The following is a 20,233-nucleotide window of genomic DNA, read 5'->3' as shown; positions in this document are numbered from 1 at the left end:
CCCCCGGAGCAACGATGGAGCGAGGGGACCCGACGCAGTCGGGCCGGATGCAGGGGCAAGCCCTTTTGGTTTCTTTTGGGTGGTGCGGCATTCCGACGACTGCCAAAAGAGACTCGCCGGGAGGCGAAACAGGGACTCGCAGCCGACTCGATAAGCAGCTCGGCTCAGGACGTTCTAGCAACACTTAATGCAAACATGGCCTCCGTATGAACCCTCGTTGGGTTCACATGCAGGTGGAGTGCGCATGGTGTTCATGCCTACGAGGGATCACCCGCCGGAGTCATACCTCGGGCTTCACCTGTGAAATCCTGGTGACCTCCCGTCGTGTCGCCGTCGGCGCCTGGCCGGTCAGGGGCGTGCATTCCTGCACGGGATAGGGGTAGTGCCTGAGGAGCCAATGGACCTCTTCTTGCACGGCATCCGGGAGCCCCGTGTCACGGGTCAGCCCGATGAGGAAATCCCAGGTCTGGATGACCGTCTGGGTACGGTCGCTTGGCAGTTTCATAAAGGCCTCCGAACGCTTGAGCGGCGGTTTGAGCCCGGAACAAGGCATTGGGAACTCATCGTTTCCCTTTCATGCAGAGCACGGCGAGGTATCCACCCCAGACAACACTGGCCAAGGCGACTATCTGATAGAAATCGAAGGTGCTCTGGCCCGCCAGCACGATCGAGGTTTCGATATAAAGGAACAGCGCGCCCACGATCAGGGCCAGGAAGTAAGCGGCACGATTCTTGGTCCGGCGTAGCATCAGAACTCTCTTGAGGCCCTCGTCCCTCCATTCCCGAGTCGGCATTTGCTGGATTTCCTCCAGCAATACCGCGCCCCAGAGCAGAGCACACATCCAATAACCCATGATTCATCCTCCAATGTTCAACAACGTTCAGTCCGGGTTCGGTCCCGGAGTGGATTGTTCTTGTTCACTTGACGTTCGGTGAATTGGCAACCCGGAAGACAACGCGCATGGCGTGATTCCCGGACGGATATCGGTGCAGGTGATTCGACCTCCTCCTGCCCTGCCAGGGGCAACAACCTTGGGGGAGTTCACTATGCCGACCCGGTGAGAACCACAACATCGCCGTTAGCCGGACATCCATGTAGCGGTTTCGGCCAAGCGCTTGTCGTCGATCGACTACAAGCGGGGCCGGGCAATGGGCTGGAGGGATGCGGGGACGCCGCGGCAGAGCGGCCGGCTCAGGTCAGCAAGCCATGCTCGAGGGCGTAGCGGGCGAGCTTGGCGTTGCTTTCCATTCCGGTCTTTTCAACGATGCGTGAGCGATAGGTGGTGACGGTACTCGGGCTCAGGTGCAGGATTTCCGCGATCCGGACGATCTTCTCGCCGGCAGCGAGCAGCTTCAGCACCTCGAGCTCGCGGTCGGACAGCACTTCGTGAGGCAGTGCATCGCCCCGGCCAATGGCGTTGACCAGTTTTTCCGCCAGCTCCGGGCTCACGTGCTTGCCGCCCAGGGCCGCCTTGCGTACGGCCGCGACCAGGGTCGCAGCGGAAATATCCTTGGTGAGGTAGCCGGCAGCCCCCTGCTTGATGGCGCGCAACGCATAGGCTTCGACCGAATGCATGCTCAGCATCAGCACGGCCAGCTTGGGCTGTTCGGCACGCATCGAATTGAGAAGCTGGAGGCCGCTCTTGTCCGGCAGCCCGATATCGACCAGCGCCACGTCGAACTGGCATTCCCGGACCAGGCGCATGGCCTCCTGCGCCGTTTCGGCTTCACCGGCGACGTCCATCTCGCCATCGGTCTCCAGCATGCGTCTCACGCCATTGCGTACGATGCTGTGGTCATCCACCAGCAAAACCCTGATTTTGCGGTCAGCCATCTGTAGACCCTCATCACGCCAGCCGGCGCCGCTTCAGGCCGCAAGCCTGGATAGTCCGCTCACCCTGCCCTGCACCGCGGGGTGACGACCTCTGCCTGACCACCCTAATCCCGGCGAGACCTGGCCGGCAAGCGACCAGGCAGCCGCCAGGACACCGCTCATCCCGACAGCGCCGGATAGCCCATCCGGCGCATGCGCCCTCCTCGCTTCGCCAAGGACCTATATTTTTCTTGCTGGGAAGCCGGCTCTCGCGCAATGGCGCTCCAAAGAGTGCAGAGCAAGCGGTCGGGTGCGTTTCGCTGCCCTGGTGCCCCGGCATCCGGGCGACAGCCTGCACCTGGGAACCCCTTCGTATGGGCTGGGCAGACTATGGGCACCGAGACGGCAGCACTCGAAACACGGGAGATGCAGACCCTCCTGGCGACGCTCAAGGCGTTCCGCAAAGGCGACTTCACCACCCGCATGCCGGAAGACTGGACCGGTATGCCGGGCAAGATCGCCGACGCCCTCAATGAAATCATCGACATGGCGGCGGATATAACCAGCGAGTTCGAGCGCGTGTCCCGGCTCGTCGGCAAGCAGGGCAAGGTCGACGAGCGTATCCAGCTGCCGCTGATGAAGGGCTCCTGGCGAAAGACCGTCAATGCGAGCAATTCGCTTGCGGACAATCTCCTCAGCCCGATGAACGAAATGATTCGGGTCATCGACTCGGTCGCCGAGGGCGACCTGCGCCAACAGATACCGAGAGAGGTCAACGGCGTGCGCCTCCAGGGCCAGTTCCTCAAGTCGGCGGAAATCGTCAATACCATGGTGACGCGCCTGAGCTCCTTCGCCTCCGAGGTCACCCGCGTTGCCTGGGAGGTGGGCACTGAAGGCATTCTCGGCGGCCAGGCGAAGGTCGCCGGCGTTTCCGGCACCTGGAAGGACCTCACCGACTCGGTGAACGGAATGGCCGCCAACCTGACGACCCAGGTGCGCAACATCGCCTACGTGACCACCGCAGTGGCCAACGGCGACCTGAGCAAGACCAGCACCATCGAAGCCAAGGGCGAGATCCTCGAACTGAAGAACACCATCAACACCATGGTCGGCCAGCTCTCCAGCTTTGCCGACGAGGTGACCCGCGTGGCCCTGGAAGTGGGCACCGAAGGCAAGCTGGGCGGCCAGGCGAAGGTCCGCGGCGTATCCGGAACCTGGCGCGACCTGACCGAGTCGGTCAACGGCATGGCGGCCAACCTGACCACCCAGGTGCGCAACATCGCCCAGGTGACCACCGCGGTGGCGCGCGGCGACCTGAGCAAGAAGATCACGGTGGAGGCCCTGGGCGAGATCCTCGAGCTGAAAAACACCATCAACACCATGGTCGACCAGCTTTCCAGCTTCGCCGCCGAGGTGACCCGCGTGGCCCTGGAGGTGGGCACCGAAGGCAAGCTGGGCGGCCAGGCGGAAGTCCGCGGCGTATCCGGCACCTGGCGCGACCTGACCGAGTCGGTCAATGGCATGGCGGCCAACCTGACTACCCAGGTGCGCAATATCGCCCAGGTCTCCACGGCGGTGGCCCGCGGCGACCTGGGAAAGAAGATCACGGTGGAGGCCAAGGGCGAGATCCTCGAGCTGAAGAACACTATCAACACCATGGTCGACCAGCTCTCCAGCTTCTCCGCCGAGGTGACCCGCGTGGCCCTGGAAGTGGGCACCGACGGCAAGCTGGGGGGCCAGGCGAACGTACCGGATGCCGCCGGCACCTGGCGTGACCTGACCGACAACGTCAACGGCCTCGCGGCGAACCTGACCAACCAGGTGCGGGCGATCGCCGATGTGGCCACGGCCGTGACCAAGGGCGACCTGACCCGCAGCGTGCAGGTGGAAGCCAAGGGCGAAGTGGCGGAGCTGAAGGACAATGTCAACGAGATGATCCGCAACCTGCGTGAAACCACGCGGCAGAACGCGGAACAGGTCTGGCTCAAGACCAACCTCGCCAAGTTCACCCGCCTGCTGCAGGGGCAGCGCGACCTCGCCGCGGTCTCCAGGTTGGTGCTGTCCGAACTGGCGCCGCTGATCGACGCCTCCCACGGGGTGTTCTACCTGATGACCGAGGGCCAGCAGGAACCGCCGAAGCTCAAGCTGCTGTCGACTTACGCTTACAAGGAGAACATCAATGTGAACGACGAGTGGCGGCTCGGCGAAGGCCTGGTCGGCCAGTGCGCTTATGACAAGCGGCGGGTCCTGCTCACCGACGTACCCAGCAGCTACGTCGCCATCTCCTCGGGTCTGGGCGCGGCTGCCCCGCTGAATATCGTGGTGTTCCCGATCCTCTTCGAGGGTGAGGTCAAGGCCGTCGTCGAGATGGCCTCGTTCACGCCCTACAGCCCCATCCACCAGGTTTTCCTGGATCAGCTCGCCGAGTCGATCGGTATCGTGCTCAACACCATAGAAGCCAACATGCGCACCGAGGAGTTGCTCAAGCAGTCGCAGCTGCTCACCCAGGAGTTGCAACTCCAGCAGGAGGAACTCCGGCAAACCAACGACGAACTGGAGCACAAGGCCAGGCTGCTGGCGGAACAGAAGACCGAAGTCGAGCGCAAGAACCGTGAAGTCGAACTCACCAAGCTGTCTCTGGAGGAAAAGGCCGAGCAACTGATGCTGACGTCCAGGTACAAGTCCGAGTTCCTCTCCAGCATGTCCCACGAACTCAGGACTCCGCTGAACAGCCTGCTGATCCTCGCCCACCAGTTCAGTTGCAACTCGGACGGGAACCTCACCCCCAAGCAGGTCGAATACGCCAAGACCATCCACGGGGCGGGCAAGGACCTGCTGGAGCTGATCGACGAGATTCTCTACCTGTCCAAGATCGAATCGGGCACCGTCACCCTGGACTTCAACGAAACCCTGTTCGCCGACTTGCGCAACCAGATCGAACGGACCTTCCGGCCGGTCGCCGAAAGTCGCGCGCTGTCCTTCACCATCGACATGGCGCCGTCCCTGCCTGCCGGCATCTGGACCGACGAGAAGCGCCTGCTGCAGGTGATCCGGAACCTGCTGTCCAATGCCTTCAAGTTCACTGAGAAAGGCGGCGTCAGCATCAGCATCGCCCCCGCGACATCCGGGTGGAGTGTGAATCACAGCGGGTTGGACCGCGCCGATATGGTGCTCGCCTTTATCGTGTCCGATACCGGCATTGGCATTTCCACCGACAAGCAGAAACTGATCTTCGAAGCCTTTCAACAGGCGGATACCGGCACGTCACGCAAGTACGGCGGCACCGGGCTCGGGCTGTCGATCAGCCGCGAGCTCGCGCTGCGGCTGGGCGGCGAACTGCGGCTGGTCTCCAGCGATATCGACAAGGGCAGCACCTTCGCCATGTACCTGCCGCTGCGCTCCGGCGATGCCGACCATCGGCCGCCCAGCCAACTCGCCGCCGACGACGGCGACCACGTCAGGCGCGCCGACATCCCGCAGCCCCTGCAACTGGTCGACGACCGCGAATCCATCCAGCCCGGCGATCGGGTGCTGCTCATCTTCCAGAGCGACAGCAGGGTCGCCAGCCTCCTGCTGGCCGCGGCGCGCCGCGAAGGCTTCAAGGCCATCGTCACGACCCGTGGCGCGGACGCGCTGGCGCTGGTCGAGCGCTATGACCCCATGCTGGTCAGCATCGACCTGGACCTGCCGGACATGGGCGGGTGGTCGACGCTCGAACAGTTCAAGCGCAACTTCGCCACTCGCCATATCCCGGTGCAGGTCATCTCGACCGATGACGACCGCGCCCGGGGGCTGAGTTGCGGGGCATTCTCCTACCTGGTCAAACCGGTGGCGGCGGATGAGGTGCAACAGTCACTGGCCTGCCTGGCCAAGTTCGCCCAGCGGCAGGAAAGGACGCTGCTACTGGTCGACAGCAATGAAGACGAGTGCAATCGCCTGCTCGATCTGCTCGGCGACGACTCCATACGGATAGATACCGCCGGCAATGCCAGCGAGGCCCAGAAGCGCCTGGGCAGGAAGCGCTACGACTGCCTGGTGACCCATCTCAAACTGGCGGACATGGCCGGCAGCCGGCTGCTAGACACGCTGCGCAGCATCGACTCGCTGCATACCCTTCCCACTGTCGTCTACGGGGCCGAGTCGCTGTCCAGGCTGGAGCGGAAACAACTCGGAACCTCGATCGACAAGCATCTGGTCAAGGAAGTCCGCTCCCCGGAACGCCTGCTCGACGAAACCATGTTGTTCCTGCATCGGCCGGTTTCCAGCCTGTCCCAGGCGCAGCGGCGGATGCTCGAACAGCTCTACGAGGCCGCGGAAAGCCTGGAAGGCAAGAAAGCCCTGGTAGTGGACGATGACGTGCGCAATATCTTCGCCCTCACCAGCGTGCTCGAAGCCAACCGGATGCAGGTGATCTCGGCCGAGGACGGCCACACCGCCATCGAGTTGCTCTGGCGACACCCCGACACCGACATCGTGCTGATGGACATCATGATGCCCGGAATGGACGGGTTCAAAACCATGGAGCAGATCCGCGCGATCATGCAATTCGAAGCCTTGCCGATGATCGCGCTGACGGCCAAGGCGATGAAGGGCGACCGGGAGAAGTGCATCGAGGCGGGTGCTTCCGACTACGTCAGCAAACCGGTGGACACTGCCCGGCTGCTGTCTCTGATACGCAAGTGGCTGTATCGCTGACTATGCTTTCCGTAGCGTTCCACCGCTGCCCGACAGCGTAAGCAGGGGCGCGGGAACAGGTTCGGCATGCCTACCCAGCAGCAAGAAATCGAGGTATTGACGGGAGCGAGCCCGCTCCGGCACCTCCCCTCGCCGGATGGCGTGCCGGCGGCTGTGCTGCTGGTGGACGACAATCCGACCAAGCTCACGGCGCTGGCTGCGATGATCAGCGACATGGACCTGGACGTCGCCACGGCAAGCTCCGGCCGCGAGGCGCTGCGCCTGCTGCTCCAGCGCGATTTCGCCGTGATCCTGCTCGACGTGAAGATGCCGGAAATGGATGGCATCGAAACCGCGAACCTGATCCATGGCCGGCCGAAGTCGGCCTATACGCCCATCATCCTCGTGACCGCAGAGACCAATGCGGACTCGGAAAGCATCCGCGCCTATACATCCGGTGCGGTCGACTACATCTTCTCGCCCATAGTGCCGGAGGTCCTCCGCGCCAAGATCAGGGTGTTCGTCGACCTGTTCTACCTGCAGCGCCGGTTGACCCTGCAGACCGAGGAGCTGCTGCAATCGAAACTGCAGTTGCGTGAGCTGGTGTCCCATGAGGAGCAGGTCAAGGAAGAAGAGCGCAAGCGGATCGCGCGGGAGATCCATGACCAGCTGGGGCAAAGCCTCCTGGCGCTGCGCATGGATGTCTCCATGCTGCAGGACCGCATCGCCACCCTGCAGCCGGAGCTCTTCGAGACGGCGAGCGATGCCCTGAACCACATCGACACGACCATAGGCAGCGTGCGGGGCATCATCAATGACCTTCGTCCCCCTGTGCTCGATCTCGGCTTGCAGGCAGCCCTCGAGTGGCAACTCGATGAGTTCCGGCTGCGCACCGGGACCGACTGCCGGATGCTGGTCCGGAGCTCGAGCCTGCACGACGAGCTGGATGACCAGCGCGCGACCACGCTGTTCCGTATCGTCCAGGAATCGCTGTCGAACATCACCCGGCATGCGCGCGCGACACAGGTCATGATCGAGCTCTTCGAGGAAGGCCGCTGCCTCCACCTGCAAGTCAGCGACAACGGCGTCGGCATCGCGGATCAGGGCAAACGCAACGCCTTCGGCCTGGCCGGGATGAAAGAGCGCGTCAGCATGCTGGGCGGGGAATTCAGGGTAGAGAGCGTGCCCGGCAGCGGGACGCTGCTGGCAATCGTGATGCCGCTCGATTGAGCACAGGTTCTCTGGATCAGCATCAGTGAATGCTTTGGCCATGTTCCAGTCAGGTGTTGCAAAGGGCCGGAATTCATTTCGCGAGCAAGCTCGCTCCTACAGGGTTCCAGGCGTATCGGTTGATGCCTGGCAACAGCTAACAGAGACATTGCCAATGCTTTTGCCCCAGGCTTCCTCACAGATCACAGACATATAAAACTTATATTTTTCGCCCATCAACCATGCAATTACCCTATGCATAACAGGCAGAGGTACTCACATGGCATCCGCGACTTTCAAAGACCACTTCTCCTCCGGCTCCGCGAATTACGCCGCTCACCGGCCCACCTACCCCATCGCGCTGGTCGACGAACTGGCCGCTGTCAGCCCCGGTCACGGACTGGCGCTCGATTGCGGTTGCGGTACCGGCCAGTTGTCAGTGCTGCTGGCCGAGCGCTTCGACAGGGTCGTCGCCACGGACGCCAGCGCCGCCCAGGTGGAAAGCGCCCAGCCCCATGACGGGGTGACCTACCGAGCGGCCCTTGCCGAAGACAGCGGGCTTCCCGACGCCAGCGTCGACCTGATCACCGTCGCCCAGGCCGCCCACTGGCTGGACCTGGACAAGTTCTACGACGAGGTGCGCCGCATCGCACGGCCCAACGCTGTCGTGGCGCTCATCACCTACGGCGTGCTGCACGTTGAAGGGCCGGTAGATCCCCTGGTCCAACGCTTCTATTGCGAAACCATTGGACCGTACTGGCCTGCCGAGCGGCGTCACGTCGAAGAGGGTTACCGCAGCCTGCCCTTCCCGTTCCAGGAGCGGCAGCTTCCTCGCCTGGCCATCGAGGTTTGGTGGACCCTGGAAGACCTGCTGGGCTACGTCAACACCTGGTCCGCCGTGAAGGCCGCCGAGAAGGCGCTGGGCGCCAATCCGGCCGTGAGTCTGGCAGCGGAAATACGCGAGGTGTGGGGTGATCCGCAAGTCCGGCGCAGAGTCACCTGGCCCTTGTCACTGCGCGTCGGCAATGTCCAATCGACCAGAAGCTCCGAGGAGTAAGGTCTCGATTGTACGAAGGACCACGTGCCGGCGAAATGCCTCGGCTAGCGGTATTGGTTTCCGGCTCGGGCTCAAACGCCCCGGACCGGACGCCCATGGGCATAGGCCTTCAAATAATCCAGCAAGGTGGTGGCGGCCTTGCTCAACGGCCGGTCCGACGGCCAGCAGATCCCAACCTTCAGTCGGTCGCCCTCTTCCTTGGGCAAACGGAGCGGTTGGATATCGGGCTCATTGTCGAGGGCGGCCAGCGGCAGTGTCGTCGCGGCGAGTCCGGCCCTGACCGCAGCGATGAGCAGTGACGGATTCTCCGATTCCAGGGCAATCCTGAGCGGCATTCCCAGTGCAGTCGCGTGCCGCTCCATCAGGTCGCGCTGGTGGTAGCCGGGAGGATAGGCCGCCAGGGGAACGGCCAGGAGCTTGTTCCAGGTGATGCTCTTGCCGGCCTTGTGTTGCTTTGCCAGTGCCGGCGCCATGCAGGCGACATTTTCAAGGTTCCAGAGCAGCTCCGTCTCGACACCGTTCTGGTGTCCCTGGAATGCGGTCAGGCCGAAATCCAGGCCTTGATCCCGCACCAGCTTCTCGACTTCCAGCGCGCCGGCCTGGAAAGCACGGACCCGGATGTCGGGATGCTGAGCCATGAATGCAGGAAGAACCTGAGCCAGGGCAAACTGGGTAACCATGGCCGGAGCGGCGATACGGACATGCCCTATGGCCAGCCGCTCCAGATCCTGGATCTCGTCCCTGACCCCTTGCAGCACTGCAATCGCGGGCGCGGCGCGGTCGCGAAGCAACCGGCCGCTTTCGGTGAGCTCGACGCTACGCCTGGTGCGCAGGAACAGCGTCGTGCCCAGCTCGCGTTCCAATTCCTTGATGGCGATGCTGACAGCCGATTGGGCGATATGGAGGACGTTAGCCGCGGCGGAGAACCCGCCGTTTTCCACCACGGCCATGAAGACTTCGATGCGGCGCAGCTTGATATTCATGATTCAGATCCACAGCCCGGCCTCCATATACTAGGGAGATGGATAACCCTTGCCCAGCCGGCGTTGCGGCGCGGCGAAAAACTAGGCCTTGGCTGCGGCCAGGTAGGCGCCCAGGCGCTGGCCCATCTCCGCGCCGAGAGCCTGCAGGCCGCTCATGGGACGGACCATTACCTCGAAGTCGACGATCTTCCCTTGCTCGTCGAAACGGATCATGTCGATGCCCTTCAGTTCACGCCCATCGACCCGGGCACTGAACTCCAGTACCACGCTGAGGCCGTCGGCCGTGACCAGCTGGCGGTAATAGGTGAAGTCGACGAAGACCTTGATCACGGTATTGAGAATGGTCGAGACCACTGCCGGCCCCGGATATGGGGTGTGCGCCATGGGCGAACGGAACACCACATTCGCCGCCAGCAGTTCGGGCAGCGCAGTGAGGTCGCGCCGGTCGAGCATGTCGTGCCAGCGTTGCAGCGAGGCGGCGGCCTGGGGGTGCAGATGCAGTTCGGTCATCGGGAGTTCCTCTCGTTCGTTCTTCTTGTGGAGGTCCGCTCGGCGCGATTTGACGCGCCGATCAGTCGGGTGAAGAAGGACGATACGACCCGGAACACCCTGGCTCAATGATCGTAAATGACAGTTGAATGATCCTGGCGCACAGCCGAACCCGACCGGTGGGCCGATCGCCACAGTCAGTGAATCGCCTGTGTCACCAGGAAGCTCAACAGCTGTTGATCGTCATCCGGCTCGATGGCATGCACCGGCCGCGGCAGTTCATCCAGCACCGAACGCCAGAAGGCCAGGGCCAGTTCATCCTGACCGTAGAAACGCACCAGCCAGTTCTCCTCCCCGCTCGTCAGCACCTGCGTGGCCAGCGCCCGGCCGATACCCTGCCGGCGATACTTCTTCAGGATGAACAGGTCGGCCAGCTCCAGGGCCTCAAGCCCCGGCAACTCGCTTCGCTCGATCAACAGGAAGCCAGCGATGAAGCCATCCACCAGAATCAGGTTGGCGCTCCACTGCGGCTCCTGCCAGTAGCGCGCCAGATGCTCCTCGTGGATGTAGAAGCGGCCGTCCACCTCCACATCTTCCTGTTCCCAGTCCGAAGACTCGTAGGCATAGAACTGGTACAGGTTGCGGATCAGCTCGGCGTGCTCCGGACCGGTCTGCACCAGCTCGACCGTGGCGCCACTCATGGCTGGTCCCCGCGCCAGGCGTGGCGACGGAAGAAGGAATCGGCAATCGAAGGCATGGGAATCTCGCTGAAGGGATCGGGCAGCGCCGCCCCATCGGGGCTCGCCGTTTTGCATGGCGCTATTCTAGCGATATCTGCGTTAGCTGTTGGCAGGCATCAACCGAGGTGCTTGGAGCCCCGTAGGAGCGAGCTTGCTCGCAAAATCAGCCCCTTCGCCAGCAAGCTGGCTCCTACAAGAGTTCCGGCTTATTGCAGCACTTGACTGGGGCAAAGCCATATTCATTCCAAAATGGATTGCCGATGCCATCGGTAAATTCCCCGGCTGGCGCCTCTCGGCGCCGAGGACGCTCAACGCCTCCCCAGACTCGTTTCGCGAACTGCTGGCCTGGCACGGCGCGCGGTCACCCGCGCACACCTCTCCATGCCCGGAACAACGGACCTCATCGCATCGCGCTGCCTGCAGCCAGGCCTCATTCCCCCGAGGAATGAAATACTTGGAAGATGTCGTTTGTGCGGGTCGTAGAAGCTGCGCAGAATCCAGGCCATGCCTTCACTACCCATGACTGCTCAAGGAGTTTCCATGCAACCGTCCGCCCCGCACCGCACCGGTGGCCAGGTCCTGGTCGATGCCCTGCGCATCCACGGTGTCGAGCGCGCCTTCTGCGTTCCCGGTGAAAGCTACCTCGCCGTCCTCGATGCCCTGTACGACGCCCGCGACGCAATCGACCTCGTCGTCTGCCGACAGGAAGGCGGCGCCGCCTACATGGCAGAGGCCTACGGCAAGCTGACCGGCAAGCCCGGCATCTGCTTCGTGACCCGCGGACCGGGCGCCACCAACGCCTCGGTGGGCGTGCACACCGCCTACCAGGACTCGACGCCGATGATCCTCTTCATCGGCCAGGTGGCCCGCGACCAGCGCGACCGCGAGGCCTTCCAGGAAATCGACTTCCGCGCCATGTACGCGCCGCTGGCCAAGTGGGTAGTGCAGATCGACGACGCCCGGCGCATTCCGGAACTGCTCAGCCAGGCCTTCCACCGCGCCCTCAACGGCCGTCCGGGCCCGGTGGTGGTGGCCCTGCCCGAGGACATGCTGACCGAGGTGGTGGAGGTCGCTGACGCCGGCCCCGTCCAGGCCATCGAACCCCACGCCAGCGCTGCTGACATGCAGGCGCTCCGCCATTTGCTCGGCCTGGCCGAGCGGCCGCTGATGATCCTTGGCGGTGGCGGCTGGAACGCCCGCGCGGTGGCGGACATCCGCCGCTTCGCCGAGCGCCACGACCTGCCGGTGGCCGCGTCCTTCCGCTGCCAGGACCTGCTCGACAACACCCACCCCAATTACGCAGGAGACCTGGGCTTCGCCGCGGGGCCGAAACTGGTCCAGGCGGTGAAGGATGCCGACCTGCTGCTGGTGGTGGGCTCGCGCCTCGGCGAAGTCTCCACCAATGGCTACAGCACCCTGGACATCCCGGTGCCCCGCCAGGCCCTGGTGCATGTGCACCCCGGCATCGAGGAACTGGGGAGGGTCTACCAGCCCACCCTGGGCATCAACAGCGGCATGACCGCCTTCGCCGCGCTGGCGGCGGAAATGCCCGAAATCGATGGAAAGCGCAGCCCGGACTGGACCGGCGCACTGAACCGCAACTACCGCGACAACCTCGTCCCCACCACCTCCCCGGGGCCGGTGCAGATGGCCGAGATCATCGCCTGGCTGCGCGAGCGCCTGCCCGCCGACGCCATCCTCACCAACGGCGCGGGCAATTACGCGGTGTGGCTGCAACGCTTCTACCAGTTCCGCACCTTCCGCACCCAGTTGGGCCCCACCAACGGCTCCATGGGCTACGGCGTGCCCGCGGCGGTGGCGGCCAAACTCACCTGCCCGGACCGCATCGTGGTCGCCTTCTCGGGTGACGGCTGCTTCCTGATGAACGGCCAGGAAATCGCCACCGCGGCGAGCTACGGCGCCAACGTCATCTTCATCGTGGTCAACAACGGCATGTACGGCACCATCCGCATGCATCAGGAGCGCCATTATCCGGGCCGGGTCAGCGGCACCGACCTGCACAACCCGGACTTCGCCGCCCTGGCACGGGCCCATGGCCTGCACGGGGAAACCGTGGAGCGCACCGAAGACTTCGCGCCGGCCTTCGAACGCAGCGCCGCAGCCGGCCGCCCGGCCCTGATCGAAGTGCGCATCGACCCGGAAGCCATCACGCCCCGGCAATCCCTCAGCCAGATCCGACGCGAGGCGCAGGGCCAGCGGTAAAGGCGATCCCTCGGCCCGGTTCCACGAATCAGGGCGCCAGGAGCATCGACGGGGTGACACCCGTAACAGCCGGGGGAACCTGAAGCCCCCGGGAGGCGCAGCCATATCCTGGCAGCGCTTCGATTCCGCTGACAGGCCGCAGGGTGGAAATCCCGGTAACGGATATCCACCGAGATGCCGGTCAGTGCAGCAGGGCCATCCCTTGCCCCTGGCCTACACTCGATTGAATTCGTCGCCAGCCACGCACCGCAGAGGGGGGTCTGATGATCAACGTTCGCACGGCCACGATGCTTGCCCATTACAAACAGTGGGTCGACCAGAGGCTCTTCGAGAGCCTGGCTTCATTGCCACCCGACGAAGTCGGCAAGGAACGCCAGACCCTATGCAAAAGCATCATCGGCACGCTGAATCACATCTATGTGATTGATTGCATCTGGCAGGCTCACCTGGAGCACAGGGAGCACGGCTACAAGACACGACTGGAAGTGCCGCATCCTGAACTGGACGATCTCCGGGTTGCTCAGCTGGCCATGGATGAGTGGTTCATGTCATGGAGCGGCCAGCAGACGGATGAGTCGCTGAATGAGCCAATTGAATTCGTATTCGTCTCGGGAGATCGCAGTGTCATGACGGCAGGCGCCATGCTGATGCATGTCGTCAACCATGCGTCCTATCACCGTGGATGCGTGATCCAGATGTATTTAGAGATTCCGGCCAAGCCGCCGATTACCGACCTTCCGGTATTTCTGAAAGATGCTTTTCCCGCATACACGACCGGCTAAAGGGAAGGTTCCGGCGCGGACATGTGCTCAACGATTCTTTCGCGTAGCCAGCGCTCGGCAGGATCGTTGTCCGTCCCACCGCCCCACACCATGGACAGCTCAGACGTGACGATGGGGAATGGGGGCTCATCGGCGCGCAAGCCACAGCCTTCGATCAGCGCCGCGGCGGCGTAATCAGGAACCGTGGCGAGCATTTCGGTCCCCGCCAGGATCGAGCGCAGACCACTGAACTGAGGTACCGCCAGCACGACCCGACGTGTCCGGCCGACCCGGGCCAGGTCGTTGTCGATATTCCCGCTCAGGTCACCTGAGAACGACACGAGCGCATGGGGACGCTCGCAGTACTCATCCAGCGTCAGTGCTCCGGGACGGTTGTCGCCGCGCAGGATCTTGCACCGAAGGTTGCGCAGTCTCTTACGCTTGGCATTCGCCGGCAATTCCGTGGTGTAGCTGATTCCAACCGATATCTCCCCGGATCCGAGCATCGGCGACATCAGCAGGAAATTGACCCGGCGTACGACGACTATTATCTCGGGCGCTTCCTGGCGGATCTGCTGGAGCAGAGGAGGAAACAGCCCGAACTCGACATCGTCCGACAGGCCGATCCGGAACGTGCCATGGTAGGTCGCCGGGTTGAACACCTTGGCCCTGCTGACTGCGCTGGAGATCGTGTCCAGGGCGGGTTGCAGCTCGTCGAGTATCTCCAGGGCCCTCTTGGTGGGCTCAAAAGTACGACCGCTCCGGACCAGCAACGGATCGTCGAACAGGTCGCGCAAGCGCGCCAGGGCTGCGCTGACTGCCGGTTGGCCGAGGAAAAGCTTCTCCGATGCACGGGTCAGGTTCTTCTCGAACATCAGGGTTTCGAAAACCACCAACAGATTCATGTCTACACGACGCAGATCGTTGCGGTTCATCTGGGGCCTCCCGCAGGTTGTAGCTGCCTTGAATTCAGCGGCCTGACTCTGTCGATCGCCATTGCCCACTGTCGCCGAGGCCGGATCAGGGCTTCGGCGAACACGCCCTTACGCCGGCTCCCCGGCGCCGATCAAGCGCTCCTGGTTTTCCGGGAACGGGCGACGCGAGCGGCCTCGTTGAGAGCCACGGCGGCACGAATGAGCGCCTGCAATGCCTTTTCATCGATTCTGTCGCCCTCATGGAAGTCGATGGCACGCCGGGTGTTGCCGTCGAGGCTGGAGTTGAAGAGGCATGATGGGTCCTCCAACGAAGCCCCCTTGGCGAAGGTCATCTTCACGACACTCTTGTACGTCTCACCGGTGCAGATGATTCCGTCGTGCGACCACACGGGAACCCCTCTCCACTTCCACTCCTCGACCACTTCGGGGTCAACCTCTTTGATGAGCGCTCGGAGCCGGGCAAGCATGTCGCCCCGCCAATCGCCCAGCTCCCCGATTCGCTCATCTATCAGCCGAGACGCAGAACCGCCCTCCTCCGCTGCCTTTGAGCCGATATTCTCCTTCGTCATGATGGTGGCGTCCTCTTCCTGGTGGCTGTCGTTCGTCCGACGCCTGAGTATCGCTCACTGACGATTTCCTACCAGGAAAATGAACGAGAGGTTTTGTAATGGCTTTGGCTATGTCCGCGTTAGCTGTTATTGCATCGAATTAAACGCTCTAACACGGTATTTTCAGGCCTCCGCACCAGCCTGATACATCCCTCCCCTCGCCCTGCGCCCCAGCCTGATCGCTGCGCGCAGCGAGCGCCTGGGCAGTCGTACGCCCGATGCCACCTGCCGCGCCAGTGACCAGGGCGACCTGGCCGGAAAATTTCATAGTCAAGGGCCTCGCCGGACGCGGCCTGAAACCAGGTTCAGATCGGTGCCGTGCCCACCGAACACCACGGGTTTTCGTCCGGACAGCTTCCAGCCGCCCTCCTTCGTTCCGCCACCGGTCAGCACGTCAGCTGCTGGTCATGACTCGGCGGTTCGGCCGCACCTGACACCCCTTCTGGAGACTGCGGTATGCCCGGGTATTCACACGCGTAGCGGTTAACCGACGCGCTTCATGGGTGATCCAGGAGCGACGCAATGACATTATTTGTTTCACACACTTGCTACGTGACACAAATCATGTCATTTGTATGTACAACTCAGGCAACCGAGCTGGCCAACCTTTCCAGATCGGGCACCTCGTACCCACAAGGTTCGCAAGGACGTTGCGTCGTCTGACGCTGCGCTTGAGCCAACGCTGCCCTGGAAAAGCGCTACTCGGGACACTTTTCAGGCATCGATCCCCCAAACGCCCCTTCAAGGAGTCAACAAGATGAACAAGATCGTACTTCTAGGCGCCCTGGCGCTAGCCGCCTTCAGCACCCTGGCCCCTGCCGGCCAGGACACCCTGCGCATCGGTATCGAGGCGGCCTACCCACCCTTCGGCTTCAAGACCCCGGAAGGCAACATCAGCGGCTTCGACTATGACATCGGCAATGCCTTGTGCGCCGAAATGAAGATCACCTGTGAATGGGTCGAGCAGGAGTTCGACGGGCTGATCCCGTCGCTGAAAGTGCGCAAGGTCGATGCGGTGCTGTCGTCGATGTCGATCACCGAAGACCGCCTGAAATCCGTGGACTTCAGCAAAAAGTACTACCACACACCCGGCAAGCTGGCGATGAAGGCCGGTAGCGTGATCAACGACCCGCTGGTCGACCTCAAGGGCAAGAAAGTCGGCGTGCAACGCGCCTCCACCTATGACCGCTATGCGACCGATCGATTCGAACAGGCGGGTATCGAGGTGGTGCGTTACGCCTCGCAGAACGAGGCCTTCCTCGACCTCGCCGCCGGACGCCTGGACGCCACCCTGGCCGACATCATCAATATCGACGAAGGCTTTATCAAAACGCCTGCTGGCAAGGGATTCGCCCTGGTCGGACCGGATTTCAGCGACCCGAAGTACTTCGGCAGAGGTGCCGGGATCGCCTTCCGCAAAGGCGATAGCGCGAACATCGCGCGCTTCAATGCCGCCATCGATGCCATCCGCGCCAACGGCAAATACCAGCAGGTGCAGGCCAAGTACTTCGCATTCGACATCTACGGCGAGTGATTGTCCGCCCGTAACGCCAGCGCCTCTGTAGCAGAGGCGCTCTTTCCTGAATTACCGCGCGCCTTCCAGCGCATCGCATGAGGAACCTGATCATGCTCCACGGCTACGGCTCGACCATTCTCGATGGTGCCTGGCTCACCCTGACCCTGGCCCTGACCTCCATGGCCCTGGCGATTGCCCTTGGCCTTATCGGCGCGGCCTGTCGGCTGTCACCGCTGAAGTGGCTGGCGCTGCTCGGCGAAAGCTACGCCACCCTGGTTCGCGGCCTCCCTGATCTGGTGTTGATCCTGCTGATCTTCTATGGCGGCCAGGACCTGGTGAACCGCGTGGCACCGCTGCTCGGCCACCCCGGGTACATCGACATCAATCCCTTCATCGCCGGCGTCGGCACCCTGGGCTTCATTTTCGGCGCCTACTTCTCCGAAACCTTTCGCGGTGCCTTCATGGCGATTCCCAAGGGCCAGGGAGAAGCCGCTGCGGCCTACGGCATGGCCGCGACAAAGGCGTTCTTCCGGATTCTGGTGCCGCAGATGATTCGCTTCGCCATTCCCGGCTTCACCAACAACTGGCTGGTGCTGACCAAATCCACCGCACTCATTTCGGTGATCGGCCTGCAGGACATGATGTACAAGGCCAAGAACGCAGCGGATGCGACCCATGAGCCCTTCACCTTCTTCCTGACCGTGGCGGTGCTTTACCTGGCGCTGACCAGTCTCTCCCTGTTGACGCTGCGCTACCTGGAAAGGCACGTCTCGGTCGGCATGAAAGCCGCCGTTCTGTGACCAGGGGAACGAACCCATGAACTTCGACTACAACCTGATCTGGGCCAACCTGCCGCTTTACTTCGGTGGTGTTCTGGTAACCCTGTCGACCCTCCTGATCTCCCTGGCATTCGGCCTGGCATTGGCCATTCCGCTGGGGCTGCTGCGGGTGTCCCGCTCGCCATGGCTGAACACCCCGGCCTGGCTCTACACCTATGTGATCCGCGGCACGCCGATGCTGGTGCAACTGTTCCTCATCTACTACGGCCTGGCGCAGTTCGAGGCGGTGCGTGAGAGCATGCTCTGGCCCTACCTGTCCAATGCAACCTTCTGCGCTTGCCTGGCCTTTGCCCTCAATACCAGCGCCTACACCGCGGAAATCCTCGCCGGCAGCATCAAGGCCACGGCCAATGGCGAGATCGAGGCGGCCAAGGCCTCGGGCATGTCGCGCTTGGCCCTGTACCGCCGGATCCTCCTGCCCTCGGCATTGCGCCGGTCACTGCCGCAGTACAGCAACGAAGTGATCATGATGCTGCATACCACCAGCCTGGCATCGATCGTCACCCTGATCGATATCACCGGCGCGGCGCGCACGCTCAACTCACGCTTCTATTTGCCGTTCGAGGCCTTCATCACTGCCGGCGTGTTCTACCTGGCCCTGACTTTCATCCTGGTGCGTCTGTTCAAGCTGGCCGAGCGCCGCTGGCTGGCGTACCTGGCACCGCGCAAGCACTAAGGAATTCCGCATGAAACACATTCAGCACATCCTGCCCTGGAGCGCCCCGGGCACCGAACGGAGCCTGTCGCTATTTCGCTTTGGCAGCGGGCCACGCAAGGCCTACATCCAGGCATCGCTGCATGCCGACGAGTTGCCCGGCATGCGCGTGGCCGTGGAACTCAAGCGCCTGTTGGGCGAGCTGGAGAAGCAAGGCCGCCTGACCGGGGTGATCGAACTGGTGCCGGTCGCCAACCCGATCGGCCTGGCGCAGATGATCCAGGCGACCCATCAGGGCCGATTCGATTTCGCCAGTGGACAGAACTTCAACCGTGAGTTCCCGGAGCTGGCCGAGATGGTTGCGCCCCACCTCGAAGGCCGACTCGGCAGCAACGCGGGCGACAATGTGAAGCTGATTCGACGCCTGATGCACGAGGCCATCGATGCATTGCCGGCCGCCACCTCGCCACTCGACGGCCTGCGCCGCCTGCTGTTGCAGCAGGCGTGTGCCGCCGACCTGGTGCTCGACCTCCACTGCGATTTCGAGTCGATCATGCTGCTCTATGCCCTGCCCCAGCACTGGCCCATCCTGCGCAGCCTCGCCGCGCACCTGCATGCCGGTGCTGCACTGCTGGCCGAAAGTTACGGCGGCAACGCCTTCGATGAAGCCTGCGCGGCGCCCTGGCTGCGCCTGGCCGAGCGCTTCCCGACAGCGAACATTCCTTCGGCCTGCGTGGCCACCACCCTCGAGTTGCGTGGCATGGCCGATACCGACCGGGAACAGGCCGAGGCCAGCGCGCAAGCCATTCTCGCCTTCCTCGCCGAGCAAGGGCTGATCGAGGGTGATCGACCTGCTGCACCGGATTGCGACTGCGAAGCCACACCCTTTTCCGGTGCGCAGTACGCCTGCGCACCTCACCCCGGCGTGGTGAGTTTCCTGCAACCGCTCGGCGCGCGGGTCAAGGTGGGTGACCCCTTGTTCGAAGTGATCGATCCGCTCAGTGATCGCCGCAGCGTGGTGCTGGCCAGCACCGACGGCATCCTCTACGCCCGCGAGCGCCTGCGCTTCGCCCAACCCGGCCTGTGGCTGGCCAAGGTCGCCGGCCGTACACCCATTCGCCACGGTCGCCTGCTCAGCGACTGACTACACGAGACAACCGCCATGTACAGACTCGAAATCGACAACCTTCACAAACGCTACGGCAACCATGCAGTGCTCAAGGGCGTGTCCCTGGCCGCCAAGGCTGGCGACGTCATCAGCATCATCGGCTCCAGCGGCTCGGGCAAAAGCACCTTCCTGCGTTGCATCAATCTGCTGGAACAGCCCCACGGCGGCTCGATCAAGCTCAACAACGAAGAACTCAAGCTGCTGGCCAACAAGGACGGCGGGCTGAAAGCCGCTGACCCCAAGCAACTGCAGCGCATGCGCTCGCGCCTGGCGATGGTGTTCCAGCACTTCAACCTCTGGTCGCACATGAGCGCCCTGGAGAACGTCATCGAAGCACCGGTCCATGTCCTCGGCGTGGCAAAAAAGGAAGCCATCGAAAAGGCCGAGCACTACCTGGCCAAGGTCGGCGTGGCGCACCGCAAGGACGCCTATCCGTCGCACATGTCCGGCGGCGAGCAGCAGCGCGTGGCCATCGCCCGTGCCCTGGCCGTGGAGCCGGAAGTGATGCTCTTCGACGAGCCCACTTCGGCCCTGGACCCCGAGCTGGTGGGTGAAGTGCTCAA

Annotated in this window: 18 protein-coding genes and 1 pseudogene; 10 read left to right on the top strand and 9 right to left on the bottom strand. The window is 63.1% G+C overall.

Going from position 1 to position 20,233, the window contains the following annotated elements; translation table 11 throughout:
• Positions 1-280: 280 nt before the first annotated feature.
• The 3 genes from E8F11_RS21415 to E8F11_RS21405 form a co-directional block, all read right to left on the bottom strand.
• The gene (locus E8F11_RS21415) at positions 281-505 is read right to left on the bottom strand and encodes a BPSL0761 family protein (protein WP_280290884.1); all 225 of its coding nucleotides are present in this window, start codon (positions 503-505) and stop codon (positions 281-283) included.
• Between the two features lie 55 nt (positions 506-560).
• On the bottom strand, positions 561-854 hold the full coding sequence (locus tag E8F11_RS21410; protein ID WP_280290883.1) for a hypothetical protein: 294 nt from the start codon (positions 852-854) through the stop codon (positions 561-563).
• 338 nt (positions 855-1,192) lie between these two features.
• Complete coding sequence (locus E8F11_RS21405) at positions 1,193-1,834, bottom strand: response regulator transcription factor (RefSeq protein WP_280290882.1); 642 nt, start codon at positions 1,832-1,834, stop codon at positions 1,193-1,195.
• Positions 1,835-2,239: 405 nt separating this feature from the next.
• Here E8F11_RS21405 and E8F11_RS21400 point away from each other — a divergent pair, with 405 nt between their 5' ends.
• The 3 genes from E8F11_RS21400 (at position 2,240) to E8F11_RS21390 (ending at position 8,753) form a co-directional block, all read left to right on the top strand.
• Positions 2,240-6,508 (top strand): response regulator, encoded by a 4,269-nt coding sequence (locus tag E8F11_RS21400; protein WP_280290881.1) that lies wholly within the window; start codon positions 2,240-2,242, stop codon positions 6,506-6,508.
• 66 nt (positions 6,509-6,574) lie between these two features.
• Complete coding sequence (locus E8F11_RS21395; protein ID WP_280290880.1) at positions 6,575-7,717, top strand: response regulator; 1,143 nt, start codon at positions 6,575-6,577, stop codon at positions 7,715-7,717.
• A 259-nt stretch (positions 7,718-7,976) separates the two neighbouring features.
• A complete protein-coding gene (locus tag E8F11_RS21390) occupies positions 7,977-8,753 on the top strand; it encodes a class I SAM-dependent methyltransferase (RefSeq protein ID WP_280290879.1) in 777 nt (258 codons plus the stop codon).
• A gap of 71 nt (positions 8,754-8,824) precedes the next feature.
• Here the strand turns inward: E8F11_RS21390 and E8F11_RS21385 are convergent, their stop codons facing one another.
• The 3 genes from E8F11_RS21385 to E8F11_RS21375 form a co-directional block, all read right to left on the bottom strand.
• Positions 8,825-9,736: a LysR family transcriptional regulator gene (locus E8F11_RS21385; protein ID WP_280290878.1), complete on the bottom strand. Its 912-nt coding sequence runs from the start codon at positions 9,734-9,736 to the stop codon at positions 8,825-8,827.
• Between the two features lie 81 nt (positions 9,737-9,817).
• Positions 9,818-10,246, bottom strand: coding sequence for a nuclear transport factor 2 family protein (locus tag E8F11_RS21380; protein ID WP_280290877.1), 429 nt, complete (start codon positions 10,244-10,246; stop codon positions 9,818-9,820).
• A gap of 176 nt (positions 10,247-10,422) precedes the next feature.
• Positions 10,423-10,926 (bottom strand): GNAT family N-acetyltransferase, encoded by a 504-nt coding sequence (locus E8F11_RS21375; RefSeq protein WP_280290876.1) that lies wholly within the window; start codon positions 10,924-10,926, stop codon positions 10,423-10,425.
• Positions 10,927-11,505: 579 nt separating this feature from the next.
• Between E8F11_RS21375 and E8F11_RS21370 the strand changes: the two genes are divergently transcribed.
• Together E8F11_RS21370 and E8F11_RS21365 are read left to right on the top strand one after the other, a co-directional pair.
• A complete protein-coding gene (locus tag E8F11_RS21370; RefSeq protein ID WP_280290875.1) occupies positions 11,506-13,188 on the top strand; it encodes a thiamine pyrophosphate-binding protein in 1,683 nt (560 codons plus the stop codon).
• A 263-nt stretch (positions 13,189-13,451) separates the two neighbouring features.
• Positions 13,452-13,970 carry a DinB family protein gene (locus tag E8F11_RS21365; RefSeq protein WP_280290874.1) on the top strand — a complete coding sequence of 173 codons (519 nt, stop codon included), beginning with the start codon at positions 13,452-13,454 and terminating at the stop codon, positions 13,968-13,970.
• On the opposite strand, the gene E8F11_RS21360 is transcribed toward E8F11_RS21365, so the two are convergent.
• From E8F11_RS21360 to E8F11_RS21350, 3 genes and pseudogenes are all read right to left on the bottom strand, one after another.
• Positions 13,967-14,884, bottom strand: coding sequence for a LysR family transcriptional regulator (locus E8F11_RS21360; protein ID WP_280290873.1), 918 nt, complete (start codon positions 14,882-14,884; stop codon positions 13,967-13,969). The two genes, E8F11_RS21365 and E8F11_RS21360, sit on opposite strands and share 4 nt — an antisense overlap.
• 131 nt (positions 14,885-15,015) lie before the next feature.
• Positions 15,016-15,453: a DUF1801 domain-containing protein gene (locus tag E8F11_RS21355; protein WP_280290872.1), complete on the bottom strand. Its 438-nt coding sequence runs from the start codon at positions 15,451-15,453 to the stop codon at positions 15,016-15,018.
• 226 nt (positions 15,454-15,679) lie between these two features.
• Positions 15,680-15,766, bottom strand: a pseudogene (locus tag E8F11_RS21350) (short chain dehydrogenase); the annotation flags it as partial.
• Between the two features lie 483 nt (positions 15,767-16,249).
• On the opposite strand from E8F11_RS21350, the gene E8F11_RS21345 reads away from it, so the two are divergent.
• The 5 genes from E8F11_RS21345 to E8F11_RS21325 all read left to right on the top strand — a co-directional run.
• Positions 16,250-17,026, top strand: coding sequence for an ABC transporter substrate-binding protein (locus E8F11_RS21345; RefSeq protein ID WP_280290871.1), 777 nt, complete (start codon positions 16,250-16,252; stop codon positions 17,024-17,026).
• A gap of 92 nt (positions 17,027-17,118) precedes the next feature.
• Positions 17,119-17,808, top strand: a complete 690-nt coding sequence (locus E8F11_RS21340) for an ABC transporter permease (RefSeq protein WP_280290870.1) — start codon at positions 17,119-17,121, stop codon at positions 17,806-17,808.
• Positions 17,809-17,824: 16 nt separating this feature from the next.
• Positions 17,825-18,523, top strand: coding sequence for an ABC transporter permease (locus E8F11_RS21335; RefSeq protein WP_280290869.1), 699 nt, complete (start codon positions 17,825-17,827; stop codon positions 18,521-18,523).
• A 10-nt stretch (positions 18,524-18,533) separates the two neighbouring features.
• A complete protein-coding gene (locus E8F11_RS21330; RefSeq protein ID WP_280290867.1) occupies positions 18,534-19,646 on the top strand; it encodes a M14 family metallopeptidase in 1,113 nt (370 codons plus the stop codon).
• A gap of 18 nt (positions 19,647-19,664) precedes the next feature.
• Positions 19,665-20,233: ATP-binding cassette domain-containing protein (locus tag E8F11_RS21325; protein ID WP_280290866.1), on the top strand; the 569-nt coding region annotated here is incomplete at its 3' end.

The organism is Pseudomonas sp. BN417 (genome assembly GCF_029871205.1).
In the GTDB taxonomy this organism is placed as follows: domain Bacteria; phylum Pseudomonadota; class Gammaproteobacteria; order Pseudomonadales; family Pseudomonadaceae; genus Metapseudomonas.
The sequence above is the reverse complement of the archived record's forward strand: the minus strand, read 5'-3'. Positions and strand labels throughout refer to the sequence as shown.

Coding starts and splice junctions, on each gene's coding strand:
- E8F11_RS21400 (WP_280290881.1), top strand. CDS start 2,240: ATGCAGACCCTCCTGGCGACGCTCAAGGCGTTCCGCAAAGGCGACTTC.
- E8F11_RS21370 (WP_280290875.1), top strand. CDS start 11,506: ATGCAACCGTCCGCCCCGCACCGCACCGGTGGCCAGGTCCTGGTCGAT.
- E8F11_RS21360 (WP_280290873.1), bottom strand. CDS start 14,884: ATGAACCGCAACGATCTGCGTCGTGTAGACATGAATCTGTTGGTGGTT.
- E8F11_RS21345 (WP_280290871.1), top strand. CDS start 16,250: ATGAACAAGATCGTACTTCTAGGCGCCCTGGCGCTAGCCGCCTTCAGC.
- E8F11_RS21330 (WP_280290867.1), top strand. CDS start 18,534: ATGAAACACATTCAGCACATCCTGCCCTGGAGCGCCCCGGGCACCGAA.
- E8F11_RS21375 (WP_280290876.1), bottom strand. CDS start 10,926: ATGAGTGGCGCCACGGTCGAGCTGGTGCAGACCGGTCCGGAGCACGCC.
- E8F11_RS21410 (WP_280290883.1), bottom strand. CDS start 854: ATGGGTTATTGGATGTGTGCTCTGCTCTGGGGCGCGGTATTGCTGGAG.
- E8F11_RS21415 (WP_280290884.1), bottom strand. CDS start 505: ATGAAACTGCCAAGCGACCGTACCCAGACGGTCATCCAGACCTGGGAT.
- E8F11_RS21355 (WP_280290872.1), bottom strand. CDS start 15,453: ATGACGAAGGAGAATATCGGCTCAAAGGCAGCGGAGGAGGGCGGTTCT.
- E8F11_RS21385 (WP_280290878.1), bottom strand. CDS start 9,736: ATGAATATCAAGCTGCGCCGCATCGAAGTCTTCATGGCCGTGGTGGAA.
- E8F11_RS21335 (WP_280290869.1), top strand. CDS start 17,825: ATGAACTTCGACTACAACCTGATCTGGGCCAACCTGCCGCTTTACTTC.
- E8F11_RS21390 (WP_280290879.1), top strand. CDS start 7,977: ATGGCATCCGCGACTTTCAAAGACCACTTCTCCTCCGGCTCCGCGAAT.
- E8F11_RS21365 (WP_280290874.1), top strand. CDS start 13,452: ATGATCAACGTTCGCACGGCCACGATGCTTGCCCATTACAAACAGTGG.
- E8F11_RS21380 (WP_280290877.1), bottom strand. CDS start 10,246: ATGACCGAACTGCATCTGCACCCCCAGGCCGCCGCCTCGCTGCAACGC.
- E8F11_RS21405 (WP_280290882.1), bottom strand. CDS start 1,834: ATGGCTGACCGCAAAATCAGGGTTTTGCTGGTGGATGACCACAGCATC.
- E8F11_RS21395 (WP_280290880.1), top strand. CDS start 6,575: ATGCCTACCCAGCAGCAAGAAATCGAGGTATTGACGGGAGCGAGCCCG.
- E8F11_RS21340 (WP_280290870.1), top strand. CDS start 17,119: ATGCTCCACGGCTACGGCTCGACCATTCTCGATGGTGCCTGGCTCACC.